This is a genomic window from Sediminispirochaeta smaragdinae DSM 11293 (assembly GCF_000143985.1).
Classification (GTDB): domain Bacteria; phylum Spirochaetota; class Spirochaetia; order DSM-16054; family Sediminispirochaetaceae; genus Sediminispirochaeta; species Sediminispirochaeta smaragdinae.
In genome coordinates this window covers 2,126,525-2,148,399 of sequence record NC_014364.1, presented here as the reverse complement: position 1 = coordinate 2,148,399, position 21,875 = coordinate 2,126,525, and the positions used below count along the sequence as shown (strand labels likewise).

The 21,875-nt window shown below is 52.0% G+C and carries 32 protein-coding genes and 1 tRNA gene; 2 read left to right on the top strand and 31 right to left on the bottom strand.

The window, feature by feature from the left end; translation table 11 throughout:
* Position 1: 1 nt before the first annotated feature.
* From SPIRS_RS10095 to SPIRS_RS09950, 31 genes are all read right to left on the bottom strand, one after another.
* Complete coding sequence (locus SPIRS_RS10095) at positions 2-2,275, bottom strand: coiled-coil domain-containing protein (protein WP_013254583.1); 2,274 nt, start codon at positions 2,273-2,275, stop codon at positions 2-4.
* The gene (locus SPIRS_RS10090; RefSeq protein ID WP_013254582.1) at positions 2,256-2,531 is read right to left on the bottom strand and encodes a hypothetical protein; all 276 of its coding nucleotides are present in this window, start codon (positions 2,529-2,531) and stop codon (positions 2,256-2,258) included. The genes SPIRS_RS10095 and SPIRS_RS10090 overlap by 20 nt, the downstream gene beginning before the upstream one ends.
* A 20-nt stretch (positions 2,532-2,551) precedes the next feature.
* Positions 2,552-2,953, bottom strand: a complete 402-nt coding sequence (locus SPIRS_RS10085; RefSeq protein ID WP_013254581.1) for a hypothetical protein — start codon at positions 2,951-2,953, stop codon at positions 2,552-2,554.
* A 2-nt stretch (positions 2,954-2,955) separates the two neighbouring features.
* Positions 2,956-3,651, bottom strand: coding sequence for a hypothetical protein (locus tag SPIRS_RS10080; RefSeq protein WP_013254580.1), 696 nt, complete (start codon positions 3,649-3,651; stop codon positions 2,956-2,958).
* Positions 3,652-3,654: 3 nt separating this feature from the next.
* Entirely contained in the window at positions 3,655-4,053 is a 399-nt protein-coding gene (locus SPIRS_RS10075; protein WP_013254579.1) for a DUF3168 domain-containing protein, read from the bottom strand.
* Positions 4,031-4,456 (bottom strand): hypothetical protein, encoded by a 426-nt coding sequence (locus tag SPIRS_RS10070; RefSeq protein WP_013254578.1) that lies wholly within the window; start codon positions 4,454-4,456, stop codon positions 4,031-4,033. Before SPIRS_RS10070 ends, SPIRS_RS10075 begins: the two co-directional genes overlap by 23 nt.
* Positions 4,453-5,010 (bottom strand): head-tail connector protein, encoded by a 558-nt coding sequence (locus SPIRS_RS10065; protein ID WP_013254577.1) that lies wholly within the window; start codon positions 5,008-5,010, stop codon positions 4,453-4,455. Before SPIRS_RS10065 ends, SPIRS_RS10070 begins: the two co-directional genes overlap by 4 nt.
* A gap of 78 nt (positions 5,011-5,088) precedes the next feature.
* Positions 5,089-5,511 carry a hypothetical protein gene (locus tag SPIRS_RS10060; RefSeq protein ID WP_013254576.1) on the bottom strand — a complete coding sequence of 141 codons (423 nt, stop codon included), beginning with the start codon at positions 5,509-5,511 and terminating at the stop codon, positions 5,089-5,091.
* Between the two features lie 16 nt (positions 5,512-5,527).
* The gene (locus SPIRS_RS10055) at positions 5,528-6,727 is read right to left on the bottom strand and encodes a phage major capsid protein (protein WP_013254575.1); all 1,200 of its coding nucleotides are present in this window, start codon (positions 6,725-6,727) and stop codon (positions 5,528-5,530) included.
* On the bottom strand, positions 6,728-7,561 hold the full coding sequence (locus tag SPIRS_RS21760) for a head maturation protease, ClpP-related (RefSeq protein ID WP_013254574.1): 834 nt from the start codon (positions 7,559-7,561) through the stop codon (positions 6,728-6,730). It abuts the gene before it with no gap.
* On the bottom strand, positions 7,551-8,792 hold the full coding sequence (locus SPIRS_RS10045; RefSeq protein WP_013254573.1) for a phage portal protein: 1,242 nt from the start codon (positions 8,790-8,792) through the stop codon (positions 7,551-7,553). The genes SPIRS_RS21760 and SPIRS_RS10045 overlap by 11 nt, the downstream gene beginning before the upstream one ends.
* Entirely contained in the window at positions 8,789-10,510 is a 1,722-nt protein-coding gene (locus SPIRS_RS10040; protein WP_013254572.1) for a terminase large subunit, read from the bottom strand. Before SPIRS_RS10040 ends, SPIRS_RS10045 begins: the two co-directional genes overlap by 4 nt.
* Entirely contained in the window at positions 10,507-11,016 is a 510-nt protein-coding gene (locus tag SPIRS_RS10035) for a phage terminase small subunit P27 family (protein WP_013254571.1), read from the bottom strand. The genes SPIRS_RS10040 and SPIRS_RS10035 overlap by 4 nt, the downstream gene beginning before the upstream one ends.
* 3 nt (positions 11,017-11,019) lie before the next feature.
* Positions 11,020-11,418, bottom strand: coding sequence for a hypothetical protein (locus SPIRS_RS10030; RefSeq protein WP_013254570.1), 399 nt, complete (start codon positions 11,416-11,418; stop codon positions 11,020-11,022).
* A gap of 307 nt (positions 11,419-11,725) precedes the next feature.
* The gene (locus tag SPIRS_RS10025; RefSeq protein ID WP_013254569.1) at positions 11,726-12,442 is read right to left on the bottom strand and encodes a hypothetical protein; all 717 of its coding nucleotides are present in this window, start codon (positions 12,440-12,442) and stop codon (positions 11,726-11,728) included.
* Between the two features lie 142 nt (positions 12,443-12,584).
* Positions 12,585-12,764 (bottom strand): hypothetical protein, encoded by a 180-nt coding sequence (locus SPIRS_RS10020; RefSeq protein WP_013254568.1) that lies wholly within the window; start codon positions 12,762-12,764, stop codon positions 12,585-12,587.
* 23 nt (positions 12,765-12,787) lie between these two features.
* Positions 12,788-12,979: a hypothetical protein gene (locus SPIRS_RS10015; protein ID WP_013254567.1), complete on the bottom strand. Its 192-nt coding sequence runs from the start codon at positions 12,977-12,979 to the stop codon at positions 12,788-12,790.
* Positions 12,976-13,194 carry a hypothetical protein gene (locus SPIRS_RS10010; protein ID WP_013254566.1) on the bottom strand — a complete coding sequence of 73 codons (219 nt, stop codon included), beginning with the start codon at positions 13,192-13,194 and terminating at the stop codon, positions 12,976-12,978. Before SPIRS_RS10010 ends, SPIRS_RS10015 begins: the two co-directional genes overlap by 4 nt.
* Entirely contained in the window at positions 13,178-13,579 is a 402-nt protein-coding gene (locus tag SPIRS_RS10005; RefSeq protein WP_013254565.1) for a hypothetical protein, read from the bottom strand. Before SPIRS_RS10005 ends, SPIRS_RS10010 begins: the two co-directional genes overlap by 17 nt.
* Positions 13,580-13,583: 4 nt before the next feature.
* On the bottom strand, positions 13,584-14,672 hold the full coding sequence (locus tag SPIRS_RS10000; RefSeq protein WP_013254564.1) for a hypothetical protein: 1,089 nt from the start codon (positions 14,670-14,672) through the stop codon (positions 13,584-13,586).
* Positions 14,673-14,684: 12 nt separating this feature from the next.
* Entirely contained in the window at positions 14,685-15,287 is a 603-nt protein-coding gene (locus tag SPIRS_RS21980; RefSeq protein WP_013254563.1) for a single-stranded DNA-binding protein, read from the bottom strand.
* Positions 15,288-15,296: 9 nt separating this feature from the next.
* Positions 15,297-15,689 (bottom strand): hypothetical protein, encoded by a 393-nt coding sequence (locus tag SPIRS_RS09990; protein ID WP_013254562.1) that lies wholly within the window; start codon positions 15,687-15,689, stop codon positions 15,297-15,299.
* Positions 15,686-16,162, bottom strand: coding sequence for a hypothetical protein (locus SPIRS_RS09985; RefSeq protein WP_013254561.1), 477 nt, complete (start codon positions 16,160-16,162; stop codon positions 15,686-15,688). Before SPIRS_RS09985 ends, SPIRS_RS09990 begins: the two co-directional genes overlap by 4 nt.
* Complete coding sequence (locus tag SPIRS_RS09980; RefSeq protein WP_013254560.1) at positions 16,159-16,848, bottom strand: hypothetical protein; 690 nt, start codon at positions 16,846-16,848, stop codon at positions 16,159-16,161. The genes SPIRS_RS09985 and SPIRS_RS09980 overlap by 4 nt, the downstream gene beginning before the upstream one ends.
* An 18-nt stretch (positions 16,849-16,866) precedes the next feature.
* On the bottom strand, positions 16,867-17,739 hold the full coding sequence (bet, locus tag SPIRS_RS21755) for a phage recombination protein Bet (protein ID WP_013254559.1): 873 nt from the start codon (positions 17,737-17,739) through the stop codon (positions 16,867-16,869).
* Positions 17,736-18,083 (bottom strand): hypothetical protein, encoded by a 348-nt coding sequence (locus tag SPIRS_RS09970; RefSeq protein ID WP_013254558.1) that lies wholly within the window; start codon positions 18,081-18,083, stop codon positions 17,736-17,738. The genes bet and SPIRS_RS09970 overlap by 4 nt, the downstream gene beginning before the upstream one ends.
* Before the next feature lie 46 nt (positions 18,084-18,129).
* A tRNA-OTHER gene (locus SPIRS_RS22370) sits at positions 18,130-18,233 on the bottom strand.
* Positions 18,234-18,563: 330 nt separating this feature from the next.
* On the bottom strand, positions 18,564-18,950 hold the full coding sequence (locus SPIRS_RS09965) for a DNA adenine methylase (protein WP_013254557.1): 387 nt from the start codon (positions 18,948-18,950) through the stop codon (positions 18,564-18,566).
* Positions 18,951-19,194: 244 nt separating this feature from the next.
* Positions 19,195-19,383, bottom strand: a complete 189-nt coding sequence (locus SPIRS_RS09960; RefSeq protein ID WP_013254556.1) for a hypothetical protein — start codon at positions 19,381-19,383, stop codon at positions 19,195-19,197.
* Positions 19,384-19,411: 28 nt separating this feature from the next.
* A complete protein-coding gene (locus SPIRS_RS09955; RefSeq protein WP_013254555.1) occupies positions 19,412-19,780 on the bottom strand; it encodes a helix-turn-helix domain-containing protein in 369 nt (122 codons plus the stop codon).
* 52 nt (positions 19,781-19,832) lie between these two features.
* Positions 19,833-20,051: a hypothetical protein gene (locus tag SPIRS_RS09950; protein WP_041866037.1), complete on the bottom strand. Its 219-nt coding sequence runs from the start codon at positions 20,049-20,051 to the stop codon at positions 19,833-19,835.
* A gap of 81 nt (positions 20,052-20,132) precedes the next feature.
* Here SPIRS_RS09950 and SPIRS_RS09945 point away from each other — a divergent pair, with 81 nt between their 5' ends.
* Both SPIRS_RS09945 and SPIRS_RS09940 read left to right on the top strand, forming a co-directional pair.
* A complete protein-coding gene (locus tag SPIRS_RS09945) occupies positions 20,133-20,474 on the top strand; it encodes a helix-turn-helix domain-containing protein (RefSeq protein ID WP_041866036.1) in 342 nt (113 codons plus the stop codon).
* A gap of 202 nt (positions 20,475-20,676) precedes the next feature.
* Complete coding sequence (locus SPIRS_RS09940; RefSeq protein WP_013254553.1) at positions 20,677-21,867, top strand: hypothetical protein; 1,191 nt, start codon at positions 20,677-20,679, stop codon at positions 21,865-21,867.
* Positions 21,868-21,875 lie beyond the last annotated feature (8 nt).

Below are 21,875 nucleotides of genomic sequence, written 5' to 3'. Positions count from 1 at the left end.
GTCAGGCTCCCCACTTCTCGACACGGCCGGATGACTGGCCGCGCTTTACCGTCTGGACGATGTACTTTGCAAAGGCCTCCGATCCTCCGGGACCGTACACATTATCCACATGCACCTGTACCGTCGTCCCGCCGCTTTTGAGGTTCCGGATGTCAAAGGGGATGACCGTCTCAGCTTTGTTCTTGTCCCCCAGCCGGTACAGCCCTCCGGCATCTCCTTGTGCCGGCACAATACCGCCGTCTGCAAGGCCCGTGTATTGCTGCTGATTGATCAGCGCCACCTTGCGGGCGGTCAGTCCTGCAATGACGGCGGCCATAGCCGAGGCTGCAATCGGGTTCATGGATGCATAGGCATTGATAACCGCCTGTGCTCCCGATGCTATGGTTTCACTCTTCCTGTTCTTCTTGTCCCGTTCGAACTGCTTCCGCGCAAGCTTGTCCTCTTTCTCCGTCTTCTCGGCTTCAAGGTCTTCGTATGTTTCCCCGGCCGCCTTCTTGAACTCGATCTGGTTGTCGAGGTTTGCAATTTCCTTCTCGGCCGCAGCATCCGAGAGATTCCCCTGGAGGCTGTAGATATCAGAGAGCATGCCGCTTAGCTGGTTGTAGATGGCCATAGCCTCTTGGGCCCTTGTGGCATACAGCTGGATGATCTGCTCGGTTTTCCACTTCTCAACATCCACCTCATCCACACCGGCCTGTTTGGCCGCATCCACCTGCAGGCGTATCTCATCAAGGCGGGCCTGCAGCTGGCTCTTTCCAAAGCTCTCCCGTATCTCAGCAAGACGGGCTTCCTCGTCCCGTTCCATCTGCTGCCGGTCAAGGGAGGCTTCATTCAAAATGTCCTTATACTCTTGTTCCCACTCAGAGAGCCCTTCAAGCGGCTGTGACCAGTTGGTCTTGCCTTCCGAAAGCTTTCGGTTTCGCTCATCGATAAGATCATTGAGGAGCCTTTGGACCTCAGCCATATCCTGACCGGCGGCCACCCCGGCGTCACGAACGGCAGCCCACTTGTCGATCTCATCCTGCAGGAGCCTCAATTGCTTCTCGTTCGGCTCCATGGCTTCAAGCTCTCGCTTTGCAAGCTCACTCAACGCCGTTTCGTTGTCTTTGGCAGCTTTCTCCCGAACGGCTGCAAGCTTTGCCGCCGCCTCAAGGGATCGCTTTTCTTCGAGCCTGATTGCTTCCTGAGCCGACAAAAACCGTGAGGAGGCAAGGATCAGCTGCTCGGTCCTTTCAATCTGCCCCTGGATACCGGATAGAGCCTCTTTCGCCTGGGCCGCCACATCACCCCTGCCGCTTTTGACAAGCTCCTGCAGGGCAGCTTCTTTTTCTTTCAGGTCCTGGAGGCCCGCCTCAAGCTGCTGCAGGCTTTCGACGGAATCACCTATCGCGCTTCTGCCGTAGATCGCATCAAGGGCGGCCGACAGTTCTCGGTTCTTCTCGATATTGTCGTTGATCGAATCAAGCAGGTCACGAAAGAACGCCTTTGCCGGGGTCAGCCCCTCATTGACCAGAGTTCCGTAGTTCTCTTTCAGCCGCTTGGTCTCTTCCCCCAAGGCCCTCGTCACATTGGCCGCACTGTCTGAGGTCCTCGCATAGTCCCCGATGGCATTCTTCGACTGCTCGGTTGCAAGGTCTAAGGTGGCCTGGATCTTCGCCTGCTGTTCGGTGGCAAAGGTTAAGCCCTTGGCCGTGTTCTCTGCCATCTTTTCTTTGACCATGGCCTCGTTGATCACAATCCCGTAGCTCTTTAAGGCCTCCCGCTCTCCGGAGAACGCCGATACCAGGGCATGACTGACCGCCGCAGCCCCCCCTTGAGCATTCGAAAAGCTTGCAAGGTCGATGGCAAGCCGGTTTGTTGTATCGGAGAGCTTTAAGGCAGCATCTGAACTCAAACCGAAGCCGGTGAGTAAGTCCCCGGTATTACCGAGGAGCTTTTGAGCCGTGGAGGAGGCAAGGTCAAAGTCCTCTGCAAGCTGGCTGGCCGTTGCCATGCTTGCCTGTCTCACATCATCGAAGACCACCGCATACTTACTCATGGTCTCCTGAGCGTCACTTGCCGCCTGGCCCGATTCCCTCGAGATATCGATGACTTTCTTGATCGACAGTGCAGCGGCCGCATAGGTTCCGAAACTTTTCACAGCCCCTGTTGCAAGGCTCTTGAGCTGGCCTTCAAGTGAGTCGGTTTGTTTCTGTGCATCGCGCATGGCCTTTACCGCGGTCCGTGTCTCTGCGCGAAGGAGTATCTTTAACTCATCAATGAGTGCTGTTCCCATACCCGTTCCTATAGGCGGCCTCTGCCGTTTCTATGATCTCGATGATGAAAGCCGGTAATTCCGCCCATCCCCCTGAGAAGGGAAGAGCGCCGAAAAGCTTATAGCGGTACCACAGGCTGAATGCACTCCAGAACCAGTCATCAAGGTACTCGTTCACTTCACTTCGCAGGATCGTTACCAGCTTCCCGTCCACCACCACGCCGAGCTTTCCGTCCCCAATCTCCCGGCGTACCTTCTGCGTGCTCTGTCCCCTCATCCACAGCCCGATTCCAAGGGCTATTTTTTTTTATCAACAGAAGTCAGGCCCTTGAGCTCATGCAAAATCTCGTTTGCAAGCTCGACTAAGGGGAGACCTGAGAAGAGCGTTTCACCATCCTTAACCTCGATCACCTGGCCGTCGATACTCACCGACAGGTTTTCGATCTCCGTGATCATCTTCTTCACCCGCAACAGCCAAGCCTGTGACAGGTACTCCACATACCACGCATCATAGGCCCTGCTATCCTGCTTCTCCGGTACTTCCCCGGCTTCCCGCCTGGCCCGGCCGTAGATCTTCTCTTCCTCTTCAAAGGTGAGAAACCGGTAATGCACCGTTATTCTCTCATCCTTCTTCCGTCCCTTATTGCCCCAGGAGGGGACATACACCCCGTCCCGGGCTATGGTGATAGGTTCCGCCATCCTTACCCCACCTCTCTTATGTACAGGGTGGGATCAGGATCTCCGGGAGCGATTCTGAAGCTACTTGAAAAGTTCTGTGCATCTTCCCCCGATGCTCCGAGGCTGGAAGAAAGGATGATGACCTTTGCCCAGATAAAGGCTTCCTTTTCTCCCTTATCCGTTGACTTCTGAATCACGCCCTTGATGTAGATCGGCGAGCCGTCCACATCGTTTTTGATGATGGTCCCGCTTACCGACTGCCTGATAACCTTGATGAAGTTGTTGATGATGTAGCCGGCCGCATCGGTGATATCAAGGTTGGTGATCCCCTCAAGGCTGCCGGTCATATCCGTTTTCCCCGACCGGTAGCGTTTGACCTTGTCACTCAAGGTCGTCACATCGATCTCGCTTCTACTCACCTCGATCGAAAAGCTGTTGATGTCGGCCTTCTCGCTTTCCTCTAAAAATGCACACTTGTCCCCACTTTTCGGGATAAGCGTGCCGTCATCCCAGAACAGCTCCCCGACATCAAGGGCCGAGGAAAAACCGCTCTCTTCTCCCTTTGCCGTGATACTCCACCAGCCGGAACCTTTCCCGTTATCCGCAAGGCCTCCTGCAAGTTCATCAAGGCTCTTTATCCCGTCCCCTGTAACCTCGGATGCAAGATTGACGGTGACAAGCTTTCCGTCACTTCCAATCAGTCGCTCTTTCTTCATCATCTCTCATCTCTCTCCTTCTTCCGTGTAATCCGCTCTGATCTCCACCATCCAGCGGTAGAGCCCATTGGGGGCAATACCGAGAAACGCATCTCCTGTGACAACCACCGAGGAGAACTTCAAGGCCCCCGATACCCCGCGAATCCTTCGAACCGCATCTTTGACAAGGGCCCTGAGGTCAGAGCTTCTCTCATCCTTTGCATAGATATCGATCTGTATGGCAGCTGATCCCCCGTAGTATGAGAGATACACCTTCTCATTCGTGTCGCTTACAAGGCTCACCACCAGGTACGGTATCTTTAGCAAAACCCGGCTCTCGGTGTCATAGATTGCTTTGATCCGCTCCATGAGGGCCGTGTCGGCTCGAAGCTGCTCTGTGATCTCAACTTCCGGTGCTCTGCTCATCAAGCGCCTTCCTCAATCCTTCTTTCCATATCTTCCGTATCTCCCTCAGGGCCTTGTTCTTCCCGGCCCGCATGAAGGAATGTGGTTTCATACGGCCACGGTTCTCACCGGTCTTTGTCGCCCTTTCCTCTGTGCCGTACTCAACAATGAAGGCATGGGGAGCATCGTTCTTCACCGCTCCGGTATGACCCTTAACGTCATAGCTCATGCCGGCTCGAAGGTTCCCGGTCCTGTCCGTCACCCGTTTATCTAAAAACTCGAGGGCATACTCATAGGCCTTCTCGGTCAGCGGCCCGATCGTGTTCCCTGCCGCCGAGATGGTAAGCCCTGCATACGAGCGCACGGTCTTCCGGCGTCTGACCGTACTTCTCTGGCCACTGCTGCTCCTCTTCGCCCAGCTCACACTGACACCTCCCGGTAGGAGTCCCACACATTACGAACCTGAAATGGCAGGTCCATCACCCCCACATACATGGTTTGATACTCTCCGCTTGCCGCATCCCCTTTACCCAGCCAGCTGATACCCTGGGAACCAAGCCAGTAGCCGACCAGCTGTATCACCGACTCTTCAAGGTCCTCAGGGATCGCTCCATAGCCGAAGTTGCCCGTAACCTGGATGTTCTTCACCCCCAAAGGCCATAGATGAGGGGCGGTGCGTATCAGGATCCCCGCCCCAAGGTCTGCGAAATAGTCGGTGACAGGTTCACCGTCGAATACACGGTACGGGTCGACCTTCACGCTCTCGATACGGTTAATCGGGTACTGAGGCAGGACAAGATGATCTGAGGCCCTTCCGTCCATCACCAGTGTCCCGTCCCGACCTGCAAGAAGCCGTCCGGTGTACCTCTCAGCCCGACGGGACGCCACGGCAATAAGACCGGTTGCCTTATCCTCTTGGTTATCCTCAAGATCAAGACGCGCCTTTACCGCCTGCCAGCTGGTTAGCTCTCCACTCATCTTTACCTTACGTCCTTCTTTTATTTCTCCCGGCAAAAGGCCCCTAAAGGCCCCCGCCGGAAAGAAAGTTTCATCCTTCTATGCCAGGTTCGGCCTGCCCTTTATCACCACGGCACTCACCGCAGTACCTTCCGCGTGGGTGCCGCTAAAGACAGCCGAGAGCTTCAGATACCGAAGGGCTCCGACATACCCGAGACACAGCATACTTGCTTCCGGTTTCTCCTCAGTAAGCGAGAGGATCACTCCGCCTTCTATGTCCCCTTCCAGTCCGTCCAGATCCCCGGCGGTAACAGGGGTGTAGGTCACCCCGTCAAGACTGTGGGAAAGGATAAACTCGATCTTGTTATCCTCGGTGAAGCTAATGCCACCGGGCCCGATGGAAAGTACCACCTCGGCCGCGTCATACCCCTGCAGATCTACCTCTACAGGGGTGCCATCCGCGCTCAAGAGCGCCGGCACGATGGCAGTCTCCATGGCGATGGTATGGTGTATATCCCGCATTCTCCTTCCTCCTTCCTTAGGCTGCGACCTTCAAGAGTTTGATCGCTTCGAAATTCTTCACACCGCCGCCTACCTGCTTGGTGGTGTAAAAACTGATAAAAGGCTTTGCACTGTAGGGGTCGCGAAGTACCCGAATGCCCATATGGTCCACGATTCGGTAGCCTGCCTTGAAATCACCGAAGGCGATGGGAAAGGCCCCGCTTGTGGTATGAGAAGGCATGGCATCATCCTCAGCCACCGGGTAGCCTAAGAGCATGGAAGGCTCGCCAGCCTGAAAGGAGGGCTGCCACAGGTAGCCCATGGATGTTTTGAACTTTCGTACCGCAGCCAAGGTTGTCCGGCTCATGAGCCAGGTGGCCCCGTTTCGGTACTTACTCTTTAGTGCATAAGCAAGGTCGACCAGGGCATCCTCAGGATTCGAAGAGGCAAAGCCGGCAGCCGCCCCAGTTGTACGATACCCGAGCTTTCCCCACGTATAGTTCTTATCCTCCACCGCATCGTAGGAAAGGATCCCCCGGGGCTGTTTGACCCCGCTTCCGGTGATAAAGCTCTCAGCCTCAAGCTCTGCAAAGGCGATGGCCACTTCCCCAGACAGCCAGGCCTCAATATCCACCATGGCATCATCAAGGAGCCTCTGGCTCGCCTTGGGATTCGCCGACATCTCATGTACTACCGTATCGATACGGGCAAGGGAAGGCGTGGCGGTCTCCTCCCGCTTCTCGGTCTCCGCCACCCATTCGGCCCCGGCTCCGGAGGTGGTGACGAACTCGGTATAACTTGCCCCTTCGGAAATTCCCTGCACAGAGGCAAGGTTCCGCATGGCGGTAATCCCCTGGGCAATCCGTCCGATTTCCTTTCGTATGTTCTCAGGCACCAGCCACCCGCCGTCGGGATCGACCTGTACCGTGGCATCCGCACGAAACCCGCTTTCATCTCCGCTTCTCATGTATGCGCTAAAGGCACCGGTCCCTTTGGCCTTGCCACCGCCGGTTCCCAGAGACAGCTTGTTGATGCTGTTCTCGATCTCTCCGACCCGCTCGATAACCTTCGCATTCTCTTCCATCGCCGCAGTGATCCTGTCGATCTTCACGTTGATATCAGAAAGCCCCTTTACATCCCCGGCTTCTATCTTCAAAAGCCGCTGGTCGTTCGCATCCTGGAACGCTTTCCAGGCCTTTTTCTGCTCTTCAATTGCCGCTCTAATTTCCGGATCCATTTATGCTTTTCCTCCTTGCCGGAACATCTGCGCAAGCTCCAAAAACCCGTTGGCCACTTCCCCGGCAGGATCCCCCTGCTCATGGCCGTCTGCAGGATCCCCCTGCAGGGCCCCGTACCCCCGGCTGATAATCCCTTGCGCCTGATTTCTACTAAACCCAAGGGCAACAAGCCGTACTTCAAGTTCCCGCTTGCTCCTCGGTGCCTGTCTGTGTTTCCTCATCTCCCACAACGCCTGTGGGACGCTGTGATAGTGGTAGGCCCTCCAGTTAAAGGCCTTGGCCGCAATCTCGCCGTAATCCTCTATGGCGTCGGCAAAGCCTGCGGCATACGCCTCATCAGGTCCGTACCACGTCTCCTCATCCATTGCCTTTTCGATCTCGTCTTTCGAAAGGCTGCTGTGCCGTTCGTAAATGCCCACCATCTGGAGGGCGATTTTATCCAGGGTCTGGGCACGGGAGCGAAGTACATCCGCCTCTCCCATGACAACGGCATAGGGGTTGTGGATCATAAAAAACGACCCTTCCCCCATGATCCTCCGGGATCCCGATAAGGCGATCACCGATGCTATGGACGCCGCCACCCCGGTGATCCTCACGCTCACCCGGCTCCGGTAGGCGCTTATGGTGTTATAGATGGCAATGCCCTCGAACACGTCCCCTCCCGGAGAGTTCAGGTTCACCACGATATCCCGACTGTTGCCTTCCGCCAGGGCCTCAAGCTCCCGCTTGAAGTCCGCAGCATACACACCCCATCCGCCGATCTCATCGAAGATGTCGATGGTGATAGGCCCTTCATCTTCTCCCTTCATCTCATACCAGCTTCTATGCTCCATCGCTCTTCTCTCCCGACTGTTTTTCCTGTAGCGCCTTCGGCACCTCGTCTCCCACCGGCTGCATGTTAAGCGGCCGCAGATACTCATCCCCGTCCTCGATCGGGTTCATGTTCTCCCTTGCCCGGATGTCGTTCACGCTCAGCCATCCCCAGTTCCGGCCGATGGCATAGGACTCATACCGGCTTTTCAAATCTCCCCGTGCAAGCCCGTCCACGTTGAACTCGGCAAAACGCCGAGGTGCTCTGATCACATCACGGGATAAGGCCTGTTCCCACCGCACCAGCCAGGGACGCAGGGTGTGTTTGACAAAGGCAAGGTCCTGGTGCTCGATGTTCGAGAACGTGGCCCGGTCAAGGTCTCCGATCATGTGCGGCGGCACCCGTGTGATCCCGGCGATCTCACTTCGCGTGAACTTCCTGCTTTCGATGTACTGGGCATCCTCGCTTGTCATCGAAAGCCGCTCGATCTCCATACCTTCCTCGAGAATCACCGTCTTGGCCGCATTACGGGCCCCGGCATACTTGTCCTCCCAGTCCGTTTTCAGCCGCTCGTAGGCGATATCAGATAAGGTCTTCGGATGGCGCAGGACCACACCCGGGTTCGCCCCGTTCTTCCATAGCCGGTTTCCATGCTCCTGCTGGCCAAGGGCTCCGCCGAGTACTTCCCGGGCCCAGGTCAAAAGGCTCACGCCCGTATAGCCGTTAAGAGACAGGCCCCGCAGGTGCAACACCTCTCCCTGCTCTAAGGCAACAGAACCGCGCTTTGACTGGAAGGTGTAATGCAGCCGGTAGGTATCATCCTGCCGGACTGTAACGTTATCCGGATGCATGGGAATCAGCTCGTAGATACGCCCGTCCCGTCCCCTCGAAAGGTAGGCATACCCGTTTCCCCGCATGATGATGTGATAGGTGAGCATCTCCCGAAACTCGAAGGAGGTTTGCCAGCTGTTCGGCTGGGTGTGAAGGAGGTGATAGAGTTTCGTCCCTTCATCCTTCCTCTTGCCCCCTTCCGGCAGCCGTTCGTAAAGCTCCAACGGAAGGGAGGCAATACTCTCGGTAATGACCCGGACCGCCGAGAAAAAGGCAGACACGCTCATTGCCGTCGCCTCGTTTACACTCATCCCCGATGATGAGCGTCCTCCGGCAGTTAGAGCCTCGAGAAACTCATCCAACCCGGAAAGCGGTGAGAAAAAAGCCTTTACTCTGTTGCGAAACTTGATATGCGCTTTCATAGGGTTCGAAGCCCCCGCGCTTCATACGCACTTTCCACCTGGCCTCCGGTCACCTGGTGAAGCGCCATGATGGCCGCCACGATCCCGTCGATCCTCTTGCCGTAGGAATCCCGCTTCGGCTTCATGGGCATGATGTTCCCCTGCCGGTCGTCCTTCAGCTCCACATTGCTCATCATCCAGGAGGCAACCGGGTTGTCTCCGTGGGCGATCTTCCCGTCGATCACCATCCGCTCAAACAGCTGAGTAGGAACCGTCATCCCCGAATACCGTTGAGGATATTTGACAAGCTCGATCTCTCCCTCAAGCTCCCGCTCAAACTCTCCGGCATGCCACGGGTCATAGCCGATTGACCGGCCGCCAAAGGTGTTCGCATCCTGCCGCAAGACCTCTAACACGATCTCGTAGTTGACCGTCTGCCCCGGTGTTGCAATCATCCACCCCTCATCGATCCACGAGCGGTAGTCGACCTGGTCACGGTGACAGCGATCAAGTAATCCTTCTTCCGGTATGAAAAACCGCCAGAGTAGCGGATACCGTCCGTCCTTCTCACCGAATGCCCAACACAGGGCCGTGATGTCGGTTGTCATCGATAGGTCAAGCCCGCCCCTTGCACCAGAGCCTACAAGCTCCTCTTCGACAACAGGAGCACTTCCCCGCATCCATACCGAGTGGTCCATCCACCGGGTGGGAGAGGACAGCCAGATATTGAAGTTCTTGGTCAAAACATCGCTGGCTTTCCGGGGCGAGCCCTTGGCCTCTGCAATACGCTTTTCAAGGTAGTCGCGGTAAAAGCTCACTCCCATGTTCGGGTTGCTTTTGATCCACACCGCAGGATTCTCCCACCTGTCCCCCTCATCCAGGCTGTAGATGATCCCCCAGATGTGTTCCGGAACCGGCTCGATACTTCCTTCAAGGATCTTGGTAACGAGCGTGCGCTCTTCCTGATAGGCAGGCCCGTTGATGTTCGTCCCGGCCGTGGTGATGATGATCGTTAAGGGCTGGCGCCTGGCTCCCATGCCCGACTCATACACGTTGATCAGCTCATTGGTCGCGTGGGCATGGTACTCATCCACTAAGATCGCGTGAGGGTTCCATGAGTCCTGACTCTTGTGATCTCTTGAGACCGGAGTCATGAAGGCCGCAGGATCATTGACCTTCACAAGGCGCTTTGAGGATCTATACTCCTTGGTAAGCCGCGATAGCGTAGGGTTTCGAAGGTTCTGGCGTACCGCCTCGTCATAGCCTTTCTTCGCCTGGTTCCGGTCCACCGCCAGAAAGAACTCTTCCGCCCCGATCTCTTTATCGAGGTGGAAGCAGGCGTTCATCATTGCAGCCCCTTCGACCGTCTTCCCGTTCTTCCGTGCTACCTCCCGGTATGCCTTTCGAAACCGCCGCAGGCCCGTGGCCGTACTTTTCCACCCGAAGATATTCGCCCAGGCAAACTGCTGCCAGGGTTCAAGCACGATCTTCCCGCTGAAGCCTTGGGTGTGCTCAAGCTGCTGGGCAAAGCTGATATACCTGTTGGCGCATTCTTCGTCAAAGTAGTAGGGGAACTCCGGAGAGTTCTGCCGTAAGAGGTCATTTTCCCACCTGGCTACAGCAAGCTTCACCCACCTGCAGGTAACGATCTTCCCGCTTGCAACATCCTGGGCATACTGCCGGTAGGTAAAAAGGCTACTCATCAAAAGCCCCACAAGTACCAGTCGTTTCCACATCATCCGGCCCCTTCTAAAAGAGCTTCCATAGGGTCCTTTTCTTCAGGTGTGTCGATTGCATTCACACGGGAGCGGGTTGCAGGCGAGAGCCCGAACTCTGCGGATATGGTTTTGACCATGGACAACGCCTGCCGCATGGCCGTGTACTCAGGCATGGTTTGAGAGTTTTTCCCACTCATGTACTGGGCTAAACTGCGCTTTTTGGTTTTCCCGGACTCCTCATCTTTGTAGTGGTAGACCGCATACTGCGCTTCCCGGTACTGTCCGTATGCCTCGCATAAGGCTTCCAGCATGGTGAGGTCCGCTTCCGATAGAACCTTCGTTTGTGCAAGCACCGGGGCAAGCTCCTTCCACTTGTTCTTTGCAAAATTGTTAAGGTGGCTCGGCGCCTTGGGCGTCTCATCAAGTGCCTTGACTTCCGGCTCCTTCTCGTTGGCCCGGTCCTCCCGAAAGGTGCCATGGGTGAGCTTTAAAATAGTCGGCTTTTTGTTGTGTCCGCCTCGACTCATGGCCTATACCCCCTTTGCCTTTGCTGACAGAGTGTTTTCTTGTATAGGCGCGTGGTTTGGGCATTTTTCCCTCAGAGATTTACATCCCCCCTCCGTAAGGCGGGCTGTGCTCTGATTGATGATAGGGGAGACAGGACGAGGTTCTCTCTTCTTCCGGTTACCAAAGCCGTTGTCAAACTTCGCAGTCTTTCTGCTGTGATCTGCATGAAGCCGAGGGATGAGCTGGTACTTTCGGTGATCTGGTTCGATTCTCCGGTCATAGGCGGGATTGTGGTCCACATCATACTTCGGCCATAGCCGCTTCGGGATGCCCCAGGCCTGGAGGACCTCGATACGGATCTTCCGCCAGGCTGCTCCATACCCGCGCTGTGTTGAACTCTTCCGTCTATCCTGCCTTCCCATAGTCTCTCGTCCTCTCCTCTGTCAAAGCCAAAGGGCACAAAAAAAGGCGACGAAGTAGCTCACGAAAGACACCTGTCACAGTGTTTAACGTAAGATACTTCGCCGCCTGATTGCTTCTTGCACCATTAGAGCGACCGGAATCCGTCCGGAACGGCCAGGGTAAGCATCCTTACCTTGGGTTATCTAACAAAAAAAATTCTATCACGGAAGAATTTTTGCATCAAGGGGGAAACTATAAAAAAACGGGCATAGAGGAATCTATGCCCGATATCTACTCTTTGTCACAGAGCCTTAGGAAATATGCCTACTATGGTGTCACCTTTCTTACTTTCAAGCTGTAGGTTCCTGACAGCTTTAAAGAAACCGGACGACGGGTAATGATATAAATGGTAGTCCCACTAGCGGTAACAGCCATTGGCATAGGATATCCAGTACTTTCACCCGTAAAATAATCGGTTGATTTATCTGCCTCATATGCAGAAACCACTATGGCTCCACTATAGGAGGAAGCACCATGATCATATTTATCCTCCCAGAAAATCTCATAGCTTGCCCCATCTTCTACCGCCACAGTAAACACATCGAAATCAGTTTCTTCGGTAAACTCCCCTTCATAGGCGGTTCCTAAAGTGAGCTCGGTAAATGGTCCATCCAATGCAAACCCACCAGGCTCGTAGCCCTTGCGATAGTAAACAGCATGACTACCAAGTTCAGTATTCCATTGAAACTCATTTTCACTGACCTTCGTTATTGTTCCTGTAATTCCCATGATGGTCAATGTATCGCCAGATAAAGACCAGTTCGTTTCAAGATCTACGGTTCTCATTGCATAGTCTGCATAAACAGCACAAGTCCCACCTGAGGCAAATTCATAGACATCAGTATCGGGGAGAGAGAACGACTCTTGAACCCAGTAACCAACAATGAAGGAATCGTCGTCATCATCTCCGTCGTTTCCGAACATACTACATCCGGCGAGGCCTATCGACAGGAGCAACACAGGAATAATCCAGATTTTCTTCATTCTTCTATCCATCCTTTTAATTTGGTTTTTTTTAAAAAATTTATACACATAATACAGCCATAATGTAATAGCGGAAACCTGTAAAAATAATATACAGGTAGCTTTTTTCCCAATTCTCACACAACATGTTCCGTGTATGCTCTTACTCCTGTTTTATACTCTTATCCCTGACCACTTTCTCCACACCGCGGACCTTCCCGCTTTTCACGAAGAACGACACCACCACCTCGCCGTCTTTCGCCTTCTCAAGCTCATACAAGAGCCAGCGGATAGAGTCAGCCACCCGCTGATCTTTACAATCCGCCGATATCATCGTGCTCATTGCCCCTCCCAACACCAGCACCCTTACTCCCCGGACAGCGGTACCGGCTTCATCATCGGCTCAAAGTCTCCACACGCAGGCATCTGCCGCGTCTCCTCCTTATCAGCCGCAAGACAACCGGAGGAAAAGATTCCGATAAGCTCCTCTGATTCGGCAAAGCACTTTTCGAAGGACCTACAATTCCCACAAACTTTTCTTACACCATACTCGCTCATGCATTTACCTCTTGCCGCACCTGTATCGATGTAACGGCTCGCTCAAGATCAACATGCCGAAACCGGTAATACGCATTACCGGCTTTCATTTCAATGATCCCTCGGTCATAGTCCGTTATCTCAAGTACCATTTCTTTTTCAATAGGATCATCCCCTTTGAAAACCGTCTTTACCGCCGGAATCCTTTCTTTCAGGTACTTATCTGTGAATGTCATTCCGCACTCTCCTCGACTTATTCTCCGGTTTCACCTTCCGTTTTTTCTTCGTCAGATTCTCGATGATGCTCGCAAACAGCTTTGCTCCTTCCTCCCGCTCAACGATCCGCTCCCCAATCATCCGCTGATCACTCTCAAGCTGCCGGGCAGGGGGCACATACGAAGGCGCAAGGGCCATGTGCGTTTCCTTCACAACTGCCAGATCACAAGGCCGCCCGTACTTCGTTGAGTAGCTTTCGGTTATCTCCTGGTACAGCCGCTTGAGATACTCCCCCGAAAACTGCTTGCTATCGAGCCAGTCGACAAGCGCTCCCGCGTGGATCGGCGAAAGCTTGCCGTAGTACTGCTGCAACATCGCCATAAACGTTTTGCTGTTCCACTGCATACGCCTATCCTCCCACCGCCTGCTTTGCCTTGCCTCTCACCCCGTAGGGATCAAGCGCTTCCCACATCCTCACACCTTCCAGCTCGTCGGCCGTGACCTTCAGCTGCTCGGCAACCCGGTCCCAGATTCCCGAGGCGTTGAGGGTGGACGGCACAAAGGGCTGATCTCGGTAGAACCGATCCCCCGAATTCTTTAGCCGCCATAACTCGCCTATCATCCGCTCGGCACAGCCCGAAGGGTCTTCCGGTGAGGCGCGTGAGCATTTCTCGATGATCCCGTGGATCGCCTTGCCTTCCTTGCCCCAGTTCGAGAAGTCCCCGACAACAGCGAGGAAGGAATCCTTGATCGAGTGGTACAGCGGGTCTGTCGGCTCTTTCCCGGCGGTAGGAGGTTTCCCCTTGCGCTTCTTCGGCTCCGGGCATTCGAGCTTGAAAACAGGCTCCGGGGAATCGGGTTCCGGCTCCTCCGATGGTGAAACCTCCCCGTCCCGCTCAGGCTGAGGCTCGGCCGAAGCTGCCGCAGGCATACTAGTCTCACTTCCCTTCACTTCACTTCCCTTCACTTCTGTGGTCACTGGTGCACTACCGGTAGCACACCGGTAGCACACCGGTGACTCACTGGTTGTCGCAGGCTCTTTGTCCTCCATTTCCCGGTTGCTCACCGGTGACTCACCGCTGGAAAAACAGGTCTCAAAGGGATACGGGGCTTCACTTCCCCTCCTGAAGGTCTCAAGCCATTCATTCCGGTATTCGTCTGTCAGATACTCTTTCGGCGGCCGGCGGAATTTCGTCTCCTGCGGCTTTCGTCCTTTCAGGTTCTGATACTTGAACCAGTTCGGGAAAAAGGCGTATCCGCCATACAGGCGGACAAGACCATAGGCCCCGAAGTCTTCCAGGGCCTCTTTGATCATATCGATGGTGATGTCCTTTCGTGCCAGCCTGAAGTACAGGCTATCCGGTTCAGCCTCGATGATTCCCTCATCGTCTGCATTCGAGATCATCCCGATGAAGATGAGTACCGACACCGAGGAAAGTTTCATGATCTTGGGGTCCGTCCAGATCCCCGGATCTATCATCCTTTTTTTTGCGCCCATAATGTCCTGTCCTTAAAAGGGTATGTCGTCCTCGAAGTCCATTTCCTGATCCGGGCCCTGATTATTCGGTCCGGGGTTTATCGGGTAGCCCCACTGATCATAGCCGCCTGTCGGCTTCTGATACCCGGAGTTAGGCGGAGGCCCCTGTCGACGTTGCTGACCCTGCCGGGAATTCTGCTGTTGCCTTTGCTGTGGAGGCTGCTGGGAATAGCCGCCCCGCTGGTTCTGCGGCGGTCCCTGATAGGGGGCCTCTCCATACTGCCCCTGCTGGTTGCTCTGGCCGGCAGGTTTTCCCCCAATCAGCTGTACATCCTGGGCAAAGAACGCTACCCTGCTTCGCTTCTCCCCATTGTCCTCCCACCGGTCTTGTCTCAGCTGTCCTGAAACCACCACCTGCTGACCTTTGGTGAGATACTGAGCAAGCGCCTCAGCACGTTTCCCGAATAGGGTGAAATCGAAATAGCTGACTTCCTCCTGCCAGTTATCATGCACCTTCCTGCTGTAATTCGATGCTATGCTGAACTTACACAACGGTATTCCGCTGTTCGTATATCGCAACTCTGCATCACGGGTAAGCCTTCCGACCGCCGTGAAACTGGTAATATCGTTTGCCATGGTTCCTCCCTAAAGAACGCCAAAAAAGTCATGGTTCTGTTGTGTGATCGCCTCGTACTTCTTCCGGTAGTACTGTGCAATCGTCCGAATCTCTTCCGTTGTAATCTTCACGCCGGACCTCGATTTCAGGTAAAGCGCTTTGTACGCATCTTCTCCGTGAAGCGTAATGAAGTAGCAGATAAGCTTCCCCGGATTCCGGTCATGCTCTTCATTCTCCCCTGCGCTCTGACAATAAGCATTCATCTCATCCCAGCGGGTAGCGTAGAATCTTCGTGAGAACAGGTGCGAACAGGTCAGATTACGTTTACATCCGCTTGTCACCGACCGCCACCTGTCACGGGCCCGGATATACCGGCTAAACCACATATCAGCTGACGTTATAGCCTCCTGCCGCTCTGTCATACTTCGATCAGCTCCACATCCATTTCCGCCGCTATCTGGTGGATCGCCTCAATCAAAATAGCTGCATCCTCTGTACTGCAGTTCCTCTCGCTGATCCCCTGGATATCTCCCCACAGGTCGAGTATGGGCTCCCCGGACTCGTCCTCAAGGATCGGGTAGCCCATGGTAACGGCGAACTGCTTTGCAAGCCGCTTTACATCCCCGAAGGGCTGGCCGGTTTCCACTGAGATTTGTTGACAATGACCGTTGATATGGTGGTTCTGGCTGCCGTGCCCGGTTGTCCGGGGACGGTGGGGTACATCGATCGCCAGCCAGTAGTAAGGGGCCGGAGAGCGTCTTTCGATTTCCTGGTAGCGGAACAGGTGCACAAGGTATTGTTCGAAAGTCTCACCGGCACGAAAAGAAACGACTCCCCGCTCGCCGGTTTTGATACGCTCGGCCGCGGGGATGATGATTGTCCGGGGACTACTCATGACGTTTTCGCCCGATTGATCGTATTGTCATATTCGTAAACCCAAACCCAGGGGTTTGCATCCCAGCCGAGGCCTCGCTCTTTGTAGATAGCATCCCAGACAAACGCAAACTCATGGCCGCATCCTTCGGCTTCCTGGTCCTCGGCGCTTATATCCTGTACTCTTTGTAATCGCACGCCGGTGATTCGGCGTTTAGTCCGGCAGGCCCATTTCGGCATGTGGATTGACGGGCGCCATACTGCAGGAGAATGTCCAGGTTTCCAATCATAGATACCATTTCCATTAGGATATATTTCTCTTTTGTAAGCATCATTCTCCGTCTGTGCAAATAACCGTAGAAACATAAGCTCGTCATTACAGCTTAACCATTCCTGACGAGGATAATTATCTGCTTTGTAATCAATCGCAAAAGAATGAGGTTGAAATTTCCATGCACCTATTCTCCATGTCTCTCTGATCCAAAGCACATCACCGACGCCTCCATACGGGCCATGCTTTTGAAGTTCACTGAAACTACCACAACACTCTATCGTTTCATGCTTTCTCTGTTCCCACCACGATATGAGCTCCGGCTCGTATTCTGATCGACAAAACTGGTGTTTAACAGGCCGTCTTGTCTGCCATTTCTTTCCGGCAAGATCAGCACGGACCATATCGGCGTTGAAGATGATTCCGTGTTCTTTCATGATTCCATGCACCTTTCCTCAATAGATTTCCGGCGCTTCAGGCACCGACGTCTGCGGATCCCCGGAGCCCGATCCAGAAGGCCCCTGCCCTGCCCTCTGCTGCTGACCATAGAGCCTCTTCTCTACCATCCGAATGTAAGAGTCGAGCGTCTTCCCCGAGTGTTTCTTGCTGTTTGCAACCATCGTGTTCCGCTCGTCCCTGGTAATCAGTTTCCCGAGAAACGCCCCGTCAAGCCTGTGTTTGAAATCCTCCCTGACCTTTGCATCCGGATCCTCAGGGATAGCCTCGGAGTGCTCCGGAACCTTGGTAGCTTCTTCCTGCACCGGCGGCGGAGTTTTCTGTATTTCACTATGTTCCTCGGTAACATCCCGGTATCCGGTCTCTTCGTCGGAAAGCTCATCTGCGGTATACGGCATGCCTCCAAACTCATCGGGAAAACAAAACCGGAAGGCCTGGGCAATGGCCACCTTCTTGATCATGGTTACCGGCTTCTCGTTCCACATCCGGTTGTTCTGCCTGTACTCAATCCACCACGCTTCATGTACAAAGGGATTCTGCCAGTCCTTCCGGTGAATGGTGACAATGGCTCTGAGAGAGCGAGTTCTGATCGATCCGGCCGTTTCAACACCCCACCCGTCAAGCTTTTGGGTTCGCTCCGCCCGTTTGAGATAGACCTCATAGCCTGTTATGATCGACAGCCTCCGGTTATCTCCCTGCCCGTAGGCCACGCAGTATATTTCACGCTTGAAGGGGTTCAGCTGGTAGGCCTTGGCCACCTCGATAAACTGCCGTTTTTCATGATCGTTGAGGTTAGAGGCGACTCCCGAAGCTTCCATGTATTGGATGATCTTGTTCTCGGAAACCACGTCCTGGCTCTGCAGATCGTTCACTCAAGCACCCCTTCGTTGAGGGTCTCCCGGATCACCCGCACCAGGGTTGCAAGCCTCATGGCAAAGAGGTCCCGGTTTGCCCGGTTACCGTTCTTAAAGAGGTCCTGGATGAGATGGTCCATAGACTCAAGGTGTTCATCAATTGCCTGTATTTCCTGATTTTTGAATCGGATAGTGCTACTTTTCGGGTGATTCATCACAACCTTTCTTTTATTTTTTCTAACCGCTACCGGTTCGGTAGCGGTTTTCATGTCTGTACTGCTCATGTTTTGCACCTCGCATTGATCTTTGATGAAATCCTCTCCCCGGAGGTCATTCTCCGGAGAGAGCCGTTTGTGAAACATGTTTCCCCCACATCCTCGTGGTTTCGGCGTGTGGTTGGCGCCGTATTGGGACCGGCAGGATTCGAACCTGCGTTACGAGTCTCCACTCTCGCACCGTTGACTCGACCGGAACTTAATCCGACGTGCGATAAACCTCTCCGCCACAGTCCCAAGGTGCGCCACGATTCCCCGGCGCTCGGTAGCTACTGACGTAGACTCTTCCCGTTGGTAGACATTTATTAAGGCCGTCTTGAACGGGATGCGAAACCATCCAGCCTTTAACCAGTGTCCGGTTTGGCCCGGAGGTGAGCGATCTGGAGATTTGACAACCGGACGAACCTATGACCTTTTCAGGCTCTCCCAACGTAACGTTGCTCACTGCGTATCCTCTCATCTGCCTTCCGGCAGACTCACTGGTTGCTATTTTTGCCAGGCTGGCATAGCTGCCTTGATGCAGAAATGTCTCTCTAACCGCTTCCGCCGGTTTCGTTGCTCGCCCGCTTAGGTGGAATCCACGCCAAAAGCTCGGTTTAGTACCCTCCCCCCAAAGCACAAACGCTGTAAGTAGTAGTACCGTGCGGCCCTCTGGATATCTGTAAGGCCGGTTTTTTCCATCTGGCCCTTGAAGTCATCGAAGACTTCGCGGCTGGTCAATATCCATTTGAACTGCCGTAAAAACTCCTCGAGGTGGTTCTGAATCACCCGATAGAGAGATACCAGATCGCCATCTTTATCGTTGAGCACTTCCCCATTCGAATACTTCTTTCTAAAGAATATCCACGCACCACCGGCAAATACCTCGACATAGGTTTGATGTTCCGGGATAAAGTTGATGATAGTATCCGCAAGTTTGCTTTTTCCTCCGATGTACGAAATAGGACTATTCAACGATTTATCTCCTCTATAAAGCTGCCGATATGATGTATTGAGCAGCAGCTTTGTCTGTGATTTGCGTTGTGTGTGAACGCGGATTAGTGAGGGTGCTACCAACGCCCTCACCTGCTCTTTTTCCCTTCTCTACCCCGTGATTTGCAGATAAGGTCCTATCCACAAGTCATTGATTTTCAAAGATCCTTGATCTGAGGTTCAGGCCAGTAAAGACCGAACCTCACTCACCCCTCGTAAACGAACGCTATCCTTCTATCGCGGCAGCACTCAAACCGCGGAGATCATCTTTCTTGGACTTTTCTTCAATAAGAAGCTCGAATTCTCTTACAGGACACAATGAAGGCCGCTCAGAAATCTTTCTGATTAGGTACCCACTGCTATCAAGCTCGTTAATGAGCGTTATAAGCTGCTGATTGTCTTCGTTTAACGCCATTTCTGTTCTCCTTGTTTCTGCTCTGATCTCATTGTTTGTTACCTTCATCTCCCATCCGCTTCACGTCCTCGTATATCTCCCGGCGGTCAAAGCGCCGATGCCCTTCTTTAACGATCCGGTAGCATCTAAGCAGCCCGGTATCTGCCCACCTTCTTACGGTCTGTTTATTCACATGAAGCTCGTCAGCCACTTCGGTTGTTGTCATCCACTCGATCCGTTTCCCTGATTCGACAATCTCGGCTAAGCTGCCGGTGATCCCTCGTAACTCTTCGATATCTCTGGTCGCAAGTTCGATCTCATGGGATACGCCAGCCAGGTGCTCTTCTCTCTCTTTGATCTCGGATAGTGTCTGCTCGATAATCTCAAGCATCGCTTCAAGGCGGCCGTCAATGTTCATCTCACGGCCTCTGACTTTTTTAACTGGCCAGCGGCATCTTTTATGCCCATGACTACTCCCCTACTTTCTCAAATGGCTTTGTATTGAGTTGTGTTTTGCCGGACTGGATAGCTTCCCATTCCCTTACACGGTTCATCATTTCTATTTTTAGATAGGGTCCAGCCTTTCGGCCGGTAGATTCGAGGAAGGTAACAAATCTGTTTCTCTCATCTTCGCTGAATGGAATAGACACCTTGTAACGACTATCTTGTTGTCGTTTAGCAACTTTCATAACTGCATATTATGGCCGTTTAACAACTTTGTCAAGAAAAACATGCGTCATTTGACAACATTTTTAGACGATAATAGATGTATGGGATTTTGGGACATAGTCAAAAAAGAAATAAAGCGGCAAAATACTACTCAAGAATGGGTTTCTAATCACTCGAATATTAGCTTTGAAACTTTCCGAGGGTGGATAGCAAGAAAACGATTACCGCGTGTTGATGATGGGGTAAGAATTGCCCAATCGTTGGATACTACCGTAGAATACCTGGTAACCGGCAAAAATCCGGATAACTGGCAGCCGCCAAAGCGATATGCAAATATCGTGGCTGACTTGGAAATGTTGGACGAGAAGGACTTAGAAACGGTGAAGGCATTGACTTCCAGCCTAGCAGATCGATCTATACAGAGTATTAAGAGGGAGGCGTAGGGTCCCAAAGATGTAAAATCTTGTATTTTCCAGATTAGCAGCTATTAGATATTGATTTATATACTTATGACACTTAAAATAAACAAATGTAAGTGTAAAAACTTATTAGAACTTAAATAGTAAGCGGTAGTGTAGAAATTAAGAACTTTGGGAGGGATGGTTTTAAATTATTCTCCCTAAATTAGTATTAGGACTTTTAAAAATGATAGATAGAGCGCTTTCTATTATAGCAAAGCTGACGATTGGTAAAATCTATAATATAAACAAATTCTGCTATAATGATGAACATTCAATAGCTTTTCATAGTTCATCAGAAGAGCAAATTCCATTCTCAACAAGAAACTTAGGTGAAGAAATTGATTATACAAATCCCATTGATTTAAGATCAAGAATGAAAAAAGAATTTCTCCGGGATGGTGAATCATTATTCAAATATTTTGTTGATGGCTCTAGAAAGACTTACAAGTTGACAAGCATAGAATATGAAAAGAGTATCTATCCAATAATTGCTGGACAAGTTGGTGTTGCTTGTTGTGAAAGAAATAAAAGAATTTTAAAATGTAAAAGGTTAAATAGATACAATGTAATTGCACTACCTAATATTGCAATTGTGTCTTTGATCGATGATTGTAAAGATAAAAGAACGGCGATAGAATATCTAAGAACTCAAATAAATAATTCTTCAACGCTAAAAAAACAAAATATCGTTATCAATAAAGTACTCCTTTATAATCAAGATTTGCATCTGCAAAAAGATATTCCATACGAGAATTTAGGGATATCAAAAATACATGAATTTATGCTTGATGAAGAAAAAAGAATGATTAACATATTAGTAAATGATGATGGACTTCGTTATGTTGATAATTACTTAATAAAAGATGGCTCAATAGAATATATCGATTCGAAAAATGGAGACTTTAATGATTTCTCATTGCTATTAAATAATTACAAAAGAGTTATTGGTGTATCAAAAACATTTAATCCCGATTTCTTAAAAGATAACAGGAAAAAAACACAAGCATCTTTAATTGCGGACCTCCCACTATATCATAGAACGCCTTCATATAAATACGAAAGTAAAAGGTCCAAAGGGGCTAAAGGGCCTGTTTTCTTTATCACTTGGTATATTAGAATCCGTGAAAAGACTTATAACCATAATCCATTTGACGGTATTGTAAAAATCGAGAAGGTTGTACCAGAAGATGGTGAGAATTATTTAATGGATTCAGAAGAAATAGATATGATCTCAGCAAATATAATCAATGAAAGATTACCTACTACATATGGTATTGAGGACCGATGGCCCAATCATTTATATCCAGTCCATCTTACAGAAAGGCTCCTTAAAAATACTTTCATTTCTGATGATTATTTTATGAATATTTTTTAATAGAGGTA

Excerpts from the sequence above, each read along its gene's own strand:
- SPIRS_RS10080 (WP_013254580.1), bottom strand. The coding sequence starts at position 3,651 with ATGATGAAGAAAGAGCGACTGATTGGAAGTGACGGAAAGCTTGTCACC.
- SPIRS_RS10075 (WP_013254579.1), bottom strand. The coding sequence starts at position 4,053 with ATGAGCAGAGCACCGGAAGTTGAGATCACAGAGCAGCTTCGAGCCGAC.
- SPIRS_RS10095 (WP_013254583.1), bottom strand. The coding sequence starts at position 2,275 with ATGGGAACAGCACTCATTGATGAGTTAAAGATACTCCTTCGCGCAGAG.
- SPIRS_RS09950 (WP_041866037.1), bottom strand. The coding sequence starts at position 20,051 with ATGAAAGTTGCTAAACGACAACAAGATAGTCGTTACAAGGTGTCTATT.
- SPIRS_RS09980 (WP_013254560.1), bottom strand. The coding sequence starts at position 16,848 with ATGAAAGAACACGGAATCATCTTCAACGCCGATATGGTCCGTGCTGAT.
- SPIRS_RS09945 (WP_041866036.1), top strand. The coding sequence starts at position 20,133 with ATGGGATTTTGGGACATAGTCAAAAAAGAAATAAAGCGGCAAAATACT.
- SPIRS_RS10040 (WP_013254572.1), bottom strand. The coding sequence starts at position 10,510 with ATGATGTGGAAACGACTGGTACTTGTGGGGCTTTTGATGAGTAGCCTT.
- SPIRS_RS21980 (WP_013254563.1), bottom strand. The coding sequence starts at position 15,287 with ATGGCAAACGATATTACCAGTTTCACGGCGGTCGGAAGGCTTACCCGT.
- SPIRS_RS10025 (WP_013254569.1), bottom strand. The coding sequence starts at position 12,442 with ATGAAGAAAATCTGGATTATTCCTGTGTTGCTCCTGTCGATAGGCCTC.
- SPIRS_RS09985 (WP_013254561.1), bottom strand. The coding sequence starts at position 16,162 with ATGAGTAGTCCCCGGACAATCATCATCCCCGCGGCCGAGCGTATCAAA.
- SPIRS_RS10010 (WP_013254566.1), bottom strand. The coding sequence starts at position 13,194 with ATGACATTCACAGATAAGTACCTGAAAGAAAGGATTCCGGCGGTAAAG.
- SPIRS_RS09955 (WP_013254555.1), bottom strand. The coding sequence starts at position 19,780 with ATGAACATTGACGGCCGCCTTGAAGCGATGCTTGAGATTATCGAGCAG.
- SPIRS_RS10060 (WP_013254576.1), bottom strand. The coding sequence starts at position 5,511 with ATGCGGGATATACACCATACCATCGCCATGGAGACTGCCATCGTGCCG.
- SPIRS_RS10005 (WP_013254565.1), bottom strand. The coding sequence starts at position 13,579 with ATGCAGTGGAACAGCAAAACGTTTATGGCGATGTTGCAGCAGTACTAC.
- SPIRS_RS10000 (WP_013254564.1), bottom strand. The coding sequence starts at position 14,672 with ATGGGCGCAAAAAAAAGGATGATAGATCCGGGGATCTGGACGGACCCC.
- SPIRS_RS10035 (WP_013254571.1), bottom strand. The coding sequence starts at position 11,016 with ATGAGTCGAGGCGGACACAACAAAAAGCCGACTATTTTAAAGCTCACC.
- SPIRS_RS09940 (WP_013254553.1), top strand. The coding sequence starts at position 20,677 with ATGATAGATAGAGCGCTTTCTATTATAGCAAAGCTGACGATTGGTAAA.
- SPIRS_RS10030 (WP_013254570.1), bottom strand. The coding sequence starts at position 11,418 with ATGGGAAGGCAGGATAGACGGAAGAGTTCAACACAGCGCGGGTATGGA.
- SPIRS_RS10065 (WP_013254577.1), bottom strand. The coding sequence starts at position 5,010 with ATGAGTGGAGAGCTAACCAGCTGGCAGGCGGTAAAGGCGCGTCTTGAT.
- SPIRS_RS09990 (WP_013254562.1), bottom strand. The coding sequence starts at position 15,689 with ATGACAGAGCGGCAGGAGGCTATAACGTCAGCTGATATGTGGTTTAGC.
- SPIRS_RS09960 (WP_013254556.1), bottom strand. The coding sequence starts at position 19,383 with ATGGCGTTAAACGAAGACAATCAGCAGCTTATAACGCTCATTAACGAG.
- SPIRS_RS10015 (WP_013254567.1), bottom strand. The coding sequence starts at position 12,979 with ATGAGCGAGTATGGTGTAAGAAAAGTTTGTGGGAATTGTAGGTCCTTC.
- SPIRS_RS21760 (WP_013254574.1), bottom strand. The coding sequence starts at position 7,561 with ATGGAGCATAGAAGCTGGTATGAGATGAAGGGAGAAGATGAAGGGCCT.
- SPIRS_RS10020 (WP_013254568.1), bottom strand. The coding sequence starts at position 12,764 with ATGAGCACGATGATATCGGCGGATTGTAAAGATCAGCGGGTGGCTGAC.
- SPIRS_RS09970 (WP_013254558.1), bottom strand. The coding sequence starts at position 18,083 with ATGTTTCACAAACGGCTCTCTCCGGAGAATGACCTCCGGGGAGAGGAT.
- SPIRS_RS10085 (WP_013254581.1), bottom strand. The coding sequence starts at position 2,953 with ATGGCGGAACCTATCACCATAGCCCGGGACGGGGTGTATGTCCCCTCC.
- SPIRS_RS10045 (WP_013254573.1), bottom strand. The coding sequence starts at position 8,792 with ATGAAAGCGCATATCAAGTTTCGCAACAGAGTAAAGGCTTTTTTCTCA.
- SPIRS_RS10090 (WP_013254582.1), bottom strand. The coding sequence starts at position 2,531 with ATGAGGGGACAGAGCACGCAGAAGGTACGCCGGGAGATTGGGGACGGA.
- SPIRS_RS10055 (WP_013254575.1), bottom strand. The coding sequence starts at position 6,727 with ATGGATCCGGAAATTAGAGCGGCAATTGAAGAGCAGAAAAAGGCCTGG.